The organism is Poseidonibacter lekithochrous (genome assembly GCF_013283835.1).
In the GTDB taxonomy this organism is placed as follows: Bacteria; Campylobacterota; Campylobacteria; order Campylobacterales; family Arcobacteraceae; genus Poseidonibacter; species Poseidonibacter lekithochrous.
Genome location: NZ_CP054052.1, coordinates 3,114,819 through 3,129,700 on the forward strand (window position 1 = coordinate 3,114,819; position 14,882 = coordinate 3,129,700).

Genomic DNA, 14,882 nt, shown 5'->3' on the forward strand with positions numbered 1-14,882 from the left:
CTTATTTTTTATTAATTAACAATATTCCTACTAAAACTGCAAATATTCCAATGAACATAGTAATATCTATATCTATATCAAATAGAAAGTAAGATATTAAAGCAGCACAAACTGGCATCATATAAAATACTGACGATACTTTTGATACTTCACCTTTTTCAATCATCACATACAATAAAGATAAAGCCCCAATACTAACCCCAACACTCATATAAACTAAAGCTATTAAAAAATCCCCATTAAAAGTGATATTTATATCTTCAAAAAACAGAAGTATTGGTACTACTAATATTGTAGAAGATAAGGTCTGTATTGCTCCGCCTGAGTATAAATTCATCTTTGAACAATATTTCTTTTGGTAAATATTCCCAAAACTAAGACCTAATAAGGCAATAATAGAAAAAACTATTCCTAAAATCTGTGAGCTTGAACCTCCTACTTTTGAAGAAACAACAAAGGCAACTCCTAAAATACCTAGAAGTAAACCTATTAAAATCTTCATATTAAATTTCTCACCCAATAACTTAACAGCTAAAAAAGTCACTACTATTGGTTGTAAAGCAATAATCAAAGCAGATAAAGATGCCGATATTCCAAAGGATATTGATAAAAACACCCCAATAGAAAATACTCCTACTGTTAATAAACCAGCAGTACTTATATGTACAAATTCTAATAATGTATTAGGCCATTGAACTCTTAGAACACTTGCAATTATTAATAAAATAAAAAATGCAATAAAAAATCTCAAAGCTAAAAAAGCCATAGGACTTGAATTTTCTAATCCAAAAGCAGTAAATACAAAACCACTTCCATAAAGAAATATAAATACTATTGGTAAAGCTAAAGTTTTCATTGAAAGTAACATCTCATCTCCTTGACTGTTTGGTCAAGTTAAACTATAGCAAAATCTTGACTGATTAGTCAAGATTTTTAAATTGAAATTTTGTTATTTAGTTTTTAGTAGGTTTAGATAGTTATTAAGTTGTTCGATACAAACGTCGTAGTAGTGTGAATCAGAGGATTTTTTACTTGTAGTTAATCCACCTTGAATAGTTGCAAGAATGAACATTCCTACAGCTTTTGTATCTGTATCTTTTTTGATTTCACCAATTTCAACTGCTCTATCTAAAGCAATTTGGAATATTTCTTCAAATTTAAAATAAGATTTTTCAAGAGCAATCTTAAAATCATTATCTTGATTTGATAATTCATGAACAAGATTATTTAATCTACATCCATAAATAAAGTTGTATAAAGGTTTATTTTTTAATACAGCCATTATTGCTTCAATCATGTTTTCTTCACTTTCCAAAATAACACCGTATTTATTTTGAATGTAATCATCAACATGAACATCAATAATTGCTAATATCAATTCTTTTTTTGACTTAAAGAAGTGATACATACTTCCTTTATTCATAGAGGCTTTTTTTAATATCTTATCAACTGAAGTTGCATGATAACCATTTTGGTATATCTCTTCAAATGCGACTTTTAAAAGTTTGTCTTTTGATGAACTCATTATTAGTTCCTTCTTTGCCCAGATTTTGGATCACTTACTTCTTTTTGTAAATCAAGAGATAAGTTATGATAGAAAAGTTCTCCATAATCTGTAGTTCTATTAATTGTTTCATAGGCTTGTCTAATATCATTATTGTATTTTAAAGCATCTTGTAAAATCTTTATAATTTTAACTGACTCTAAAAAGTTTACATGAGATGGAGCTTCAATAGGCGAGCTATAATACTTATGCATTCTCTCAACTAAGTTTTTATTTCTAATTTCAATAAATACAGACTCAATAGGTGATTTAAAGAAAAGAATCTTTTGTTTTACATTAATAGATATATATGTAGTTTCCATTCCATATATTTTTCTTGAGAAAGAATCAAATAAAAATAGTTTCTTATTGTAGTTATTATTGAATAGTTCATATATAAGTTCTAAGATTTTAATCTTCTCTTCTTTAGTATAAAAGTTTCCAATACTTGCAAAACAAAAAGATAAAACAGACTTAATTGAATACCATTCAGTTGTATCATAATCATATCTTAACATCTGATCAATTCTTGATTGTTTTAAATCTTCTATATCTTTTGAAGTCTTAGTTCTGTACACTTTTTGTACGGCAGTATCTCTATACATAGGTCCAGGAAATTGTGCTTGAATAACAAATCTTCTATTTTTTTCAATTTCCATAATATATTTTAGACGTCCATAATAGTCTTCATCTATAATTCTAACCTCTTTTTGAGGTATTTGTGTAATAGACTTAAGGAACTCTTCATCGGTACAACCCTCTTCCCAAACATAATCAGGATATCTAAATATTTGACAAATTTTTTCTTTTATATCATTACTAGGTTCTATATCTGTAACATTATCAATCCACGAAGTTACGGTTCTTCTATCTTTATTGATTAGTGAGGCAAACTTGGATATACTTAAGTTCGATCTCTTAAAAATCTCTATAAACTTTTCTATTGAGTTTTTGTAAGTCATGCTCTACCTTATAATTTACTTTATTCAAAATTGTACCATTTTAAAGCATAAGAACAGATTTTGTACAAAATGCCAATATCTATAAAAAAGTTGTAATTTCTTATACAAAAATCATACACCACCTCCAATCATTAATCATGTATAATAGTTGTAATTTCAAATTAAAGGATGTGTATGAGCGCAGGAAAAAAATTTAGAGAAGCTTTAAAAGAAGAATCTCCTTTACAAATCGTAGGAACTATCAATGCATACCAAGCATTACAAGCTACTAAAGTAGGATACAAAGCAATTTACCTTTCAGGTGGAGGAATTGCAAATGCTTCATATGGTTTACCAGATTTAGGTATGACTATGATTGAAGATGTTTGTATTGACATTAGAAGAGTTACTTCTATCTGTGATACTCCTGTAATTGTAGATGCCGATACTGGTTGGGGACATGCATTCAATGTTGCTAGAACAGTAAAAGAATTTATCAGATCTGGAGCTGCTGGACTTCATATTGAAGATCAAGTTGCTGCAAAAAGATGTGGACACAGACCAAATAAAGAGTTAGTATCTACAGAAGAAATGTGTGACAGAATTAGAGCTGCTGTTGACGCTAAAAACCAATTAGACCCAGATTTCTACATTATTGCTAGAACTGATGCACATGCATCTGAAGGTCAAGAATCTGCAGTTGCAAGAGCTAAAGCATACGTTGAAGCTGGTGCAGATGCAATTTTCGCAGAAGCAGTACACACATTAAAAGAATATAAAGAATTTACTGACCAAATGACTGTTCCAGTATTAGCAAACATTACTGAGTTTGGTGCAACTCCAATGTTTACTACTGAAGAATTAGGTTCAGTTGGTATTGAAATGGTACTTTACCCATTATCAGCATTTAGAGCAATGAATAAAGCTGCTTTACATGTATACCAAGAATTAAGAGACAAAGGTACTCAAGAAAGTACATTAGATACGATGCAAACAAGAATGGAGCTTTACGATATGTTAGGTTACCATGATTATGAGCAAAAAATGGATTCATTATTTGCAGCAGGTAAATCGAAGTAATTTTACTTCGTTTACCAAATAAAACAGAATACATACATTTAACTAAGGAGAGAATATGAGTGGTTTAGCAGGTGTTACAGCTGGTTCTTCAGCAATTTGTACATGTGGATTAGGAAATGGTCTTAACTATAGAGGTTATGATATCGCAGATTTAGCTTTAAAAGCTGATTTTGAAGAGGTTGCATACCTTTTATTAGTTGGTGAATTACCAAATAAAACTCAATTAGCAAAATTCCAAGCGGATATTATTGCTGGTAGAGATTTACCACAAAACTTAAAAGATATTTTAAAATCAATTCCAGCATCAGCACATCCAATGGATGTTATGAAAACTGCAACTTCAGCTTTAGGTTGTATGGAACCAGAAGCAGAAGATTTCTCTGATCAAATGGAAAAGATTACTAGATTATTAGGTGCATTCCCATCATTCTTAGTTTACTGGCATCACTGGCATGTAAACGGAAAAGAAGTTGAATTAGCTTCTGATGAAACTACAATTGCTGGTTACATTGTAGAAAGATTAAAAGAAAAAACTCCATTAGCAGTAGAAGTTAAAGCTATGAACGCAATGTTAACTTTATACGCTGAGCATGAATTTAATGCATCTACTTTTGCAAATAGAATTACTGCATCTACATTATCTGATATCTATTCTTGTATGACTACAGGAATTGGAACTTTAAAAGGTCACTTACATGGTGGAGCTAATGAAGTTGCAATTAAATTCGTACTTGGATTCACAGATGTAGATAACGCATTAACTTCAGTTGATGAATTATTCGCTAAAAAAGAAAAAATCATGGGATTCGGACACAGAGTATATAGAGAAGTAGATCCAAGATCTCCTATCGGATTCGACTTAGCTGACGAGTTAAAAGAATTACCAACTTCTGATCCTAAATTATTCGATATTGCTAAAGCAATTAGAGATAAAGTTAAAGCTGAAAAAGGTTTACCTGATAATATCGATTTCTTCGGTGGATTAATTTACCACTATATGCAAATTGAAAGATTATATTATACTCCATTATTCATTATGTCAAGAGCTGCTGGATGGGCTGCACACGCATTTGAACAAAGAGCAAATAATAAAATTATCAGACCAAGTTCTGATTACAATGGTGAAGAGCCAAGAGATTTCGTAGCTTTAGATAATAGAGCTTAATCTCTCCCTTTTGGGAAACACAAGAAACATAAATATAAAACATAAAAAACTTACATAAAAAAATACGACTTTTAGTTAGACCCAAAAATAATGGGCTAGCTAAAAGATGTGCTACTAATGCTGCATTACAGTGGATACACAACTACAAATAACATTGGTAGCAAAACAAATAAAATTACATAAAATGGATATAAAATATGACAAATGAAAAATATCTTAAAGAACTTGAAGGTTTTAATACTAGCTTTTATGATGTAAAAGCAGCTGTAGAAGACATTACTCCAGGTTCTTTTGAAAAATTAAACTATACTTCAAGAGTATTAGCAGAAAACTTACTTAGAAAATGTCCAAGTGCAGATTTAAAAGATTCACTTGTTCAATTAATTGAGAAAAGAACTGATAAAGATTTCCCTTGGTACCCATCAAGAGTTGTTACTCATGATATCCTTGGACTTACAGCTTTAGTTGATTTAGCTGGTTTAAGAGAAGCAGTTGCAAGTGAAGGTGGAGACCCTAAAAAAGTTAACCCTGTTGTACCTACTCAATTAATCGTTGATCACTCTTTAGCAGTAGAATGTGGTGGATTTGATCCAGATGCATTCCAAAAGAATAGAGATATTGAAGATAGAAGAAATGCAGATAGATTCCACTTTATTAACTGGACTAAAGAAGCATTTGATAATGTAGATGTTATTCCTCCAGGGAATGGTATTATGCACCAAATAAACTTAGAAAAAATGTCACCAGTAGTTCACAATATCGATGGTATTGCTTCTCCTGATACATTAGTTGGTACAGATTCTCATACTCCTCACGTTGATGCACTTGGTGTTTTAGCAATTGGTGTTGGTGGATTAGAAGCTGAAAACGTAATGTTAGGTAACCCATCTTATATGAGAGTTCCAGATATTATCGGTGTTAACATAGTAGGAACAAGAGCTGAAGGTATCACTGCGACTGATATTGCATTAGCTATGACTTCTTTCTTAAGAGAAAACAACGTAATTTCTGCTTATTTAGAATTCTTCGGTGAAGGTATGGAATACTTAAACTTAGGTGATAGAGCTACAATTGCAAACATGACTCCTGAGTATGGTGCATCTGCTGGTATGTTCGGAATTGATGAGCAGACTTTAGATTACTTAACACTTACAGGTAGAGAATCAGATCAAGTTAAACTTGTTGAAGCTTATGCTAAAGCAAATGGTTTATGGGCAACTGATTTAACTAAAGCTACTTACGCAAGAGAATTAGTATTTGATTTAACTGCTGTTACTAGATCATTAGCTGGTCCTTCAAAACCTCATAAATTAGTACCTACTTCTACTTTAGAATCAGAAGGAATTACTGATAATACTGTTGAGATTGGTGAAACTGACATGCCAGATGGTGCAATTTTAATTGCTGCTATTACTTCATGTACTAATACATCAAATCCAAGAAACGTTATTGCTGCTGGTTTAGTTGCTAAAAAAGCAAATGAATTAGGATTAAAAAGAAAACCATGGGTTAAATCATCTTTAGCACCAGGTTCTAAAATTGTTGAGGAATACTTAAAAGACGCGAACTTACTTCCTGAACTAGAAAAATTAGGATTTGGTATTGTTGGTTTTGCTTGTACTACTTGTAATGGTATGTCAGGTGCTTTAGATCCAGTAATTCAAAAAGAAGTTACTGATAACGATATTTACTCTACTGCTGTATTATCTGGAAACAGAAACTTCGATGGTAGAATTCACCCATACGTAAAAGAAGCATTCTTAGCATCACCTCCATTAGTAGTAGCTTACGCATTAGCTGGTTCTATTAGATTTGATATTGAAAAAGATTCATTAGGTACTGATGCAAATGGAAACCCTATTACATTAAAAGATTTATGGCCATCTGATGAAGAAATCAACGCAGTTGAAAAAGCTTCAGTTAGACCAGAAATGTTTGGTGCAATTTATGATCCAATGTTTGCAAAAAATGCTTTAAGTGATATTGAGATTTCTCCATTCTATAACTGGAATACTCAATCAACTTATATTAACAAGCCTCCTTACTGGGAAGCTGAATATATGCAAATGCCTGAACTTAAAGGTATGAGACCATTAGGTGTATTCCCTGATAATATCACTACAGATCACTTATCTCCATCTAATGCAATTTTACCAACATCAGCTTCTGGTGAGTATTGTTTATCTAAAGGTCTTCCAGTTGAAGATTTAAACTCTTATGCAACACATAGAGGGGATCACCATACAGCTTCAAGAGCTACATTAGCAAATCCAAAACTATTCAATGAAATGGTTAAAGATGAAAGCGGTGTTACTAAACAAGGTTCATTAACTAAAATCATGCCAGAAGGTACTGAGTCTAGAATGTGGGAAGCTATTGAGACATATACTCAAAGAAAACAACCACTAATTATCGTAGCTGGTACTAACTATGGTCAAGGTTCTTCTAGAGACTGGGCTGCAAAAGGTGTTAGACTTGCAGGTGTTGAAGTATTAATTGCTGAATCTATTGAAAGAATTCACAGAACTAACTTAGTTGGAATGGGTGTATTACCATTACAATTCCAAGCGGACGACACTAGACATACTTATTCAATTGATGGTTCTGAAACTTTTGATATTGAAGGTGAAATCACTCCTAGAACTGACTTAACAGTAGTTATGACTAGAGCAAATGGTGAAGTTGTTAAATTCACAGTATTATGTAGATTAGATACTTCTGCTGAAGTAGATGTTTACAAAAATGGTGGTATTTTACAAAAATTCGCTAAAGACGTTATTGCTGAAGGTAAATAATATCTCTTAGACTTTTGTCTAAAATAAATATGTAGAGAAGAGTTTTCTCTTCTTTACAATATTTATTAAAGAAATCATTGGATTTTTTTAATAAGTTTTAAACTCAAACATTTAAAAAGGAAACATAATATGGCTTATCAACCACAATTTAAAGTAAAAGCAACTTATATGAGAGGTGGTACTTCAAAAGGTACTTTCTTTAATATTGCAGATTTACCAAAAGAAGCACAAGAAGATGGTGCAAAAAGAGATAAATTACTTCAAAGAATTGTAGGTTCTCCTGATGTTTATAAAAAACAAATGGATGGTATGGGAGGAGCTTCTTCTTCTACTTCTAAAGCTATTTTAGTTGGAAAATCAGATGTTCCTAATCATGATGTAGATTACTACTTCTGCCAAGTTGCAATTGACAAAGATTTTGTTGATATGAGTGGAAACTGTGGAAACTTATCTTCTGCGGTTGGACCTTTTGCAATTACTGAAGGAATGGTAGAAAATGTACCTGAAAATGGAGTTTGTTGTGTAAGAATTTGGCAAGCAAATATCAAAAAAACTATTCTTTGTTACGTGACTATGGAAAATGGTATTGTAAAAGAAATGGGTGATTATGAAATTGATGGTGTTGCCTTCCCTGCTGAAGAGATTCAATTAGAATTCGTTGAGCCAGTTGATCCAAGTGAAGAATTATTCCCTACTGGAAACTTAGTAGATGATTTAGAAGTTGAAGGCGTAGGTACTTTTAAAGCTACTATGATTACAGCAGGTATTCCTACTGTATTTGTAAATGCCCAAGAGATTGGATACAAAGGTACTGAACTTCAAGGTGATATTAACTCTGATACAGCTGCATTAGAGAGATTTGAAAAAATTAGAATTGCAGGAGCTCTTAAAATGGGTGTTATGAAAGATGCAAGTGATGCATTAACTCAACAACATACGCCTAAAATTGCATTTGTTTCACCTGCTCAAGACTTTATTACTTCTTCTGGGAAAGAAGTTAAAGCAAATGAAATGGACTTACACGTAAGAGCATTATCTATGCAACAATTACACCATGCAATGATGGGAACAGCTTCTGTTGCTATTGGTGTTGCTGCTTGTATTCCAGGAACTTTAGTAAATATTGCTTCTGGTGGTGGAGAGAAAGAAACTGTAACTTTTGGTCATCCTTCTGGAGCTATTAAAGTTGGAGCTGCACTTTCACAAAAAGATGGTAAATACATCGTTGAAAAAGCTTCTATGTCTAGATCTGCTAGAATTATCATGGATGGTAATGTTCATGTTCCTGCAGGAACTATGGATAAATAATCCTTCCTTTTCTTCACAATTATCTTTAAAAGGTCTAGATTTTTATCTAGGCCTTTTTTTATTTATAAACAATTTATAAAAAACAGCTAATATAAAACAGATTACACAAATTGAGGATAAGAATATGAATAAGGCATTTGATTTTAACCCATATGAAGCATTAAAATCAATACTAGAAGCAACATCCTTACATATAGGAAAAGATTTTATAAAATCTGCTGCTGATGAAATTAAAAAACTATATAAAGCTGATTTAGTATTTATCACTAAAGCTGTTAATTTTAATCCAACTACAAAAGTTGAAGTATTATATGCAACTAACAAAAATATACCAAAAGAATTTGAATTAGTTGGCACGCCTTGTGAATTAGTATTTCAAAACAAAATTGTAGAAATTCATGAAAATGTAAATAAGGATTTTTATAAAGAAAGAAATTCAGGCTTTGAAAGCTTTTATGGTGTTCCAATAAATAATGATGGAAATGAATGTATTGGACATATTTCAATATTCTCAAAAGAAAAAAGAAAATTAGCAAAAGAACTTGAAGATATAGCATTGATTTATTCACGTAAAATTGAGCGAGAAATCTTTAGATTAGAACTTGAAATAGAAAATGACAAGATTAGAGAAGAGTTGGAAAAGCTTACAATTACTGACCCCTTAACTAATACTTACAATAGACGACACTTTATTAATTCATGTTCTGATTTATTCCAACAAGTAAAAAGATGTAGTATAAAAGCCACACTTGCTTATATAGATATTGATGACTTTAAAAATATTAATGATAAGTTTGGACATGATGGTGGAGATAAAGTATTAACTGAATTCTCTAATATCTTAAAAGATCAAACAAGAAATGGAATTGATAAGATTTATAGAATTGGAGGAGAAGAGTTTTGTATTCTTAGTATAAATGCAACTTTAGATTCTACATATTTACATCTAAATAGACTTATGAATACTTCAAATACATACTTTGAAAATAGTCAATATGGAAAAATCACATTAAGTGTTGGATTAGTTGAATTTACAAAAGAGCTTGAGAATTTTAATGATTTAGTAAACATAGCAGATAAGAAAATGTATCAAGCTAAAAAGAATGGAAAAAATACAATTGTAAAATAAAGATACTAAAGAGGTATCTCTATTTTAAACTCTTCACCTTTAAAGTTTTTATCTTCATATTCATACTCTATAGTTTTATTTGATAACTTACCATTAAAGTGTTTTTTAATTATTTCATTAGACATGTATAATCCCAAACCAGTACCTTGGCTTTGATGTTTTGTTGTAAAATAAGGTTCATATATCTTTTCTGCAAGCTCTTCATCTATTCCACCTGCATTATCATAAATACTTAGCGTTAAGACTTTATCTTTTACATCTGTTTTCATAAAGATATAATTCTCTTCTTTGTCCATAATACTTTTTTCACTTAAAGCATCTTTTGAATTATTTATTATATTTATTACAACTTGCATTAATTCAAATTTATAACCACTTATATAAATATCATCTAAATTTAGTATTAAATTAATATTGTTTGATTTATATGATGATTCAAAAATTACTAAATTTTCTTTAATAGCTTCACAAACAGAAAAGTTTTCAATCTCATTATTAGGATTAAAGAAATATCTAAATTTATCAATAATTGAAGATAGATAATCTACAGTTCCTAATAATTTATCTATATCTTTAATAGTTGCATTTTTATCTAAAGTATTTAGTTGTAATTGCATACTAATAGTTGATGCGATTACACTAATTACTGTTAGAGGTTGTCTCCATTGATGTGCAATATTACCGATCATTTCTCCCATTGAAGCAAGCTTTGATTGTTGATATAACATTCTTTCTTTTTGTTGATTTTCTTCTTGAAGTACAACTAAATCATTAATATTTGTATGGAATCCTGTAAACCTACTTTGATGTTTTTTTGAATCATAAAATAATTTACCTCTTATTTTAATCCACATAAAAGAGCCATTTTTACATTTAAATCTATATTCACTTTCAAATACTTCTGTTTTACCAGATAAATGTTCTTTTAAAGCAATCATTGTTTTTTCATAATCATCTTTATGAATACTTTTTTGCCAGAAACTTTTGTAAGTTTTAATATCATGGCTTGAATAACCTAACATTGTTAAAAATCTTGGAGAGTAAAATATCTTCTTATTTTTTAAGTCAACATCCCATAATCCATCTTGAACACCATCAATAGCCCTAGAGTATTGTTCTTTCACATCTCTAAGTTCTGAGATAATTCCTTTTAATTCATAAGCAAATTTATCAAATTCTAAAACTTTTGTGTTTTCATATCTAATACTTTTATCATCTTTGACTTTATATGCATAATTAAGAAGTTTAGAGAAAGGCTTAATAATAAACTTGTTTGATAAATAATATAAAAGTATAAAACAAAAAATTAGGAAAAGTAAAAGAACAAATGCTTGATGAAGAAAAGATTCTTTTAAAACATCAAAAGAATTATTTTTAGTAACATATATGATATTTAAAGATTTGTTTTCAAAAATTTCATACCACATACTTGAATATATTGTTCTATCTCCTATATCAACACTATTATGATAAAACCTACTTAAATCAATTGCTATATTTTTTTGCGTAGAAGCAATAATATTATTATCAAAAAATATATGCATATCAACCTGTTTTGACTTACTTTTTATATCATTAAGTAAAGCAAAATTATTATTCAATATTTTTGCAGCATAAATTACAGCTTGTACTCTACCTGTATTATTGTCAATGATTTGTTTTGTACTTATCATTAAAACAATGTCTTCATTATTAACTTTTATATTAATAATTTTATGATTAATTGACGATTTTATCTTTCTAATTTCATCTATTATAGATTCTGTATCAAATAAAGAATTACTATAATCGTAAACTTCATTGTTCTTTTTAAAAAAAAGTAAATCAATACTATCTATATAAGATAAGGTTTCAATTTTATAAGAAATAGAATCAGGATTATTTAGATCATTGATATTTTCAAACTCTTTAGATATTTTTGATACGATATTATCTAGATTATTTTGTTCATTCTCAATTATTAGTTTAGTAATATTGTAAGTTTGTTTGAAGTAGTCATCAATATTTTTGTCTACTACTTTTTGAGTATTAATATATGTAGAAAAAAGTACCGCAATACTTAATACAATAAAAAATACTAAAAGTAGTAAACTATTTAATAAAGATAAAGATAATTTTTTATTTGTCATCATCAGATGTATACCTGAATGCCCTTTTTTTAAGTTTTTCTAGTTCTTCTTGTTTTATTCCTCTCTCAACAAGAGCAAAATCCCCTGAAAAGATTGTTGGTATTTTATCTCTTCTGTTTTCTAAATCAAGCTTAATACCTTCAGCCATAGCAACACCATTATCATCATTCATTCTCATAACAGTTACATCCATAAAGCCATCTTGAATAGCTTTTAATTCGCTATTTCCACCGCCCCATCCATTTACTAAAACTTTTCCTACTAAATTTTTTTCCTTAAGTGCTTCTACTACACCTAAGGCAATATCAGTTGAGCAAGCATAAATAAATTTTACATCTGGATCAATTTTAAGTAAATCTAATGTTGCTAATCTAGCTTTGTCTTTACTTGTATTTGTATAATATTCATGTACTACTTTTAAGTCTGAATTCTTTGATACATAATCAATAAATTTTGTACCTCTCATATATCCAATATAACCATTTGATGTATATAAAACGGCATATTTACCTTTTCCTTTTGTTTTTTTGATATAGTAATTAGCTAACATTTGACTACCTAGCATATGATCAAATCCTACATATAAAAAAGGTTGGTCTTTTTGCCATTTTCGTAAAGGTGTTGTGATATTTTGAAGAATTAATTTTGGTTTTTCTCTACTCATAATTCTTTCAATGAATTTAGCGTGTTTACTAGCATCTAATACAAATACTAAATAATCTGTATTATCTTTGATAGCTTTTAAAAGTAGTTTTGATTGAACTCTTGTTTCAACGTGAGGTTTTGTGAAATGAAGAACTAACTCATAGTTTATTCCAAGTTCATTAAGTCGTTTCTCAAATGAAACTTTACTTTTCATCCAATAGTCAGTTAGTTGTTTACCAGGGTAAACTAAAACTATTCTAATTTTCTTATTCTCTTGTTTTATTTTTACTGCATCTTTTTGAATTTGTGCAATAAAATCATTACTTATTTTCTCTTGATTAGTAAATTCTATATACTCATCAATAGCAAAATAGTCTGAATTACCTGCATTCAAAATATTGAATGCACACATTAAAATAATTAATTTGAAAATGTAATGTTTCATGGGAGCCACCTATTTTTAAGTTAAATTCCAATTATTATAACATAACAAATTAATTTTCTTAACGATTAATAATAAAGCCTTTATTTTACTAGGCTAGATATTTGCTTAAATACTGGATTTTTTGCGTTAACTGTTAGCTCAAATAAAATTGACTCATAAGTAGTAGGAATTACTCCTGCTTGAATTAATCTCTCCAGTGCCATATCTGTATCTTTTTGTTTTCTTGAAGTTACACAATCTGTAACTAATACAGGTTGTAATCCAGCTTCTAATAAATCAATACAAGTTTGTAAAACACAAACATGAGTTTCAATACCAGCAACAATTACTACTTTTTTTCCTGCATTTTTAATAGCTTCCATAGTTGGTTCATTTTTACAACAAGAAAAAGTAGTTTTCTCAAAGTGAGGATCAGGATCAACAAATTCTCGTAAACTTGGGATTGTTTCCCCAATTCCTTTTTTATATTGTTCATTTACAATAAATGGAACTTCTAAAGTCTTAAGACCTTTTACTAATGTTACTAAGTTTTTCTCGATTTCATCTTTGTTTGTCATATAAGGGTAAAGTCTATCTTGTACATCAACTAAACAAAATAGTGTTTCTTCCACATTAATTCTCATTTGCTCTCCTTAATTTATATCTAACTATCATACTAAAAAATATATATAAATTTCTTGGAAAATATTGCTAATTTGAGTTTTTTTGGAAGATTTGAGCAGTGAGTATTAAGAGGAAAAGTTCCTCTTAATCTAAGTGGTTTATTTAAAAGCTACTTTTTCAGCTCTTTCTAGAAGTTCTTTTGCACCTTTTGAGATGAAAACTTTTGCAAGTTCAATTCCAGCAGTCTCGTAATCATCAATTGATATTTTAATATCATCTTTAATAGTCTCAGTTCCATCAGGCATTCCAACGATTGCTTGAAGTCTAATCTCTTTATCATCTAAGATTGTAGCTTTTACACCTATTGGCACTTGACACCCACCTTGTAGAGTATCAACAAAAGATCTCTCAATTGTAGATTCAATATGTGCATCTTTGTCATTTAATACAGAAACAATTTTTTTAATCTCTTCATTAGAAGTAACTTCAATTCCTAAAGTTGCTTGTCCCATAGAAGGAATCATAATATCAGTTGAAATAGGAGTAAAGTATTTTACTTCATTTTCAATTCCTAATTTTTGAACCCCTGTAGTTGCAAGAATAATTGCATCATACTCACCAGCATTTAACTTAGCAATTCTAGTATTAATATTTCCTCTTAAATCCAAAAGTTCAATATCAGGTCTGATTAGTTTAATTGCCATTCTTCTTCTTAAACTTGTAGTACCAATAACAGCACCTTGCGGTAAATCTTCAAAAGAAGCATATTTATTACTTAATAAAGCATCTCTAGCATCAAATCTTTTTGTAACAGCTCCAAGTTCTAATCCCTCTTCAAATTTAGTTGGTACATCTTTTAATGAGTGAACAGCAATATGCGCATCACCATTTAACATAGCAAGTTCAAGTTCTTTAGTAAAAAGACCTTTCCCACCAATTTTTGCTAAAGGAACATCAAGGATTTTATCACCTTTTGTTACGAATTCTTGAAGTTCAACTTCCATATCTGGATAATGTTCTTGTAATTTCGCTTTGATATATTCACTTTGCCATAATGCTAATTGACTTCTTCTTGTTGCAATAACTAATTTTTCCATAC

The 14,882-nt window shown here is 29.7% G+C and carries 12 protein-coding genes; 5 read left to right on the forward strand and 7 right to left on the reverse strand.

Annotated elements, in window-relative coordinates:
* Nucleotide 1: 1 nt before the first annotated feature.
* The 3 genes from ALEK_RS15080 to ALEK_RS15090 all read right to left on the reverse strand — a co-directional run bounded on the left by ALEK_RS15080 (nt 2) and on the right by ALEK_RS15090 (nt 2,505).
* Nucleotides 2-868 (reverse strand): DMT family transporter, encoded by an 867-nt coding sequence (locus tag ALEK_RS15080; protein WP_071627593.1) that lies wholly within the window; start codon nt 866-868, stop codon nt 2-4.
* Between the two features lie 81 nt (nt 869-949).
* On the reverse strand, nt 950-1,525 hold the full coding sequence (locus ALEK_RS15085) for a TetR/AcrR family transcriptional regulator (protein ID WP_071627592.1): 576 nt from the start codon (nt 1,523-1,525) through the stop codon (nt 950-952).
* Nucleotides 1,526-1,527: 2 nt separating this feature from the next.
* Nucleotides 1,528-2,505, reverse strand: a complete 978-nt coding sequence (locus ALEK_RS15090) for a hypothetical protein (protein WP_071627591.1) — start codon at nt 2,503-2,505, stop codon at nt 1,528-1,530.
* Nucleotides 2,506-2,679: 174 nt separating this feature from the next.
* Here ALEK_RS15090 and prpB point away from each other — a divergent pair, with 174 nt between their 5' ends.
* The 5 genes from prpB (at nt 2,680) to ALEK_RS15115 (ending at nt 9,961) form a co-directional block, all read left to right on the forward strand.
* Nucleotides 2,680-3,564, forward strand: coding sequence for a methylisocitrate lyase (gene prpB, locus ALEK_RS15095; RefSeq protein WP_071627590.1), 885 nt, complete (start codon nt 2,680-2,682; stop codon nt 3,562-3,564).
* Between the two features lie 55 nt (nt 3,565-3,619).
* Complete coding sequence (locus ALEK_RS15100) at nt 3,620-4,729, forward strand: citrate/2-methylcitrate synthase (RefSeq protein ID WP_071627589.1); 1,110 nt, start codon at nt 3,620-3,622, stop codon at nt 4,727-4,729.
* 197 nt (nt 4,730-4,926) lie between these two features.
* A complete protein-coding gene (acnD, locus tag ALEK_RS15105; RefSeq protein ID WP_071627588.1) occupies nt 4,927-7,524 on the forward strand; it encodes a Fe/S-dependent 2-methylisocitrate dehydratase AcnD in 2,598 nt (865 codons plus the stop codon).
* 129 nt (nt 7,525-7,653) lie between these two features.
* A complete protein-coding gene (gene prpF / locus ALEK_RS15110; RefSeq protein ID WP_071627587.1) occupies nt 7,654-8,832 on the forward strand; it encodes a 2-methylaconitate cis-trans isomerase PrpF in 1,179 nt (392 codons plus the stop codon).
* Nucleotides 8,833-8,956: 124 nt separating this feature from the next.
* Nucleotides 8,957-9,961, forward strand: coding sequence for a sensor domain-containing diguanylate cyclase (locus ALEK_RS15115; protein WP_071627586.1), 1,005 nt, complete (start codon nt 8,957-8,959; stop codon nt 9,959-9,961).
* Nucleotides 9,962-9,966: 5 nt separating this feature from the next.
* Here ALEK_RS15115 and ALEK_RS15120 read toward each other — a convergent pair whose 3' ends face one another.
* The 4 genes from ALEK_RS15120 to hemC form a co-directional block, all read right to left on the reverse strand.
* The gene (locus ALEK_RS15120; protein WP_071627585.1) at nt 9,967-12,090 is read right to left on the reverse strand and encodes a PAS domain-containing protein; all 2,124 of its coding nucleotides are present in this window, start codon (nt 12,088-12,090) and stop codon (nt 9,967-9,969) included.
* A complete protein-coding gene (locus ALEK_RS15125; RefSeq protein WP_083574680.1) occupies nt 12,080-13,180 on the reverse strand; it encodes a substrate-binding domain-containing protein in 1,101 nt (366 codons plus the stop codon). The genes ALEK_RS15120 and ALEK_RS15125 overlap by 11 nt, the downstream gene beginning before the upstream one ends.
* 80 nt (nt 13,181-13,260) lie before the next feature.
* On the reverse strand, nt 13,261-13,803 hold the full coding sequence (locus ALEK_RS15130) for a hydrolase (protein WP_071627584.1): 543 nt from the start codon (nt 13,801-13,803) through the stop codon (nt 13,261-13,263).
* Nucleotides 13,804-13,941: 138 nt separating this feature from the next.
* The gene (hemC, locus tag ALEK_RS15135; protein WP_071627583.1) at nt 13,942-14,880 is read right to left on the reverse strand and encodes a hydroxymethylbilane synthase; all 939 of its coding nucleotides are present in this window, start codon (nt 14,878-14,880) and stop codon (nt 13,942-13,944) included.
* Nucleotides 14,881-14,882 lie beyond the last annotated feature (2 nt).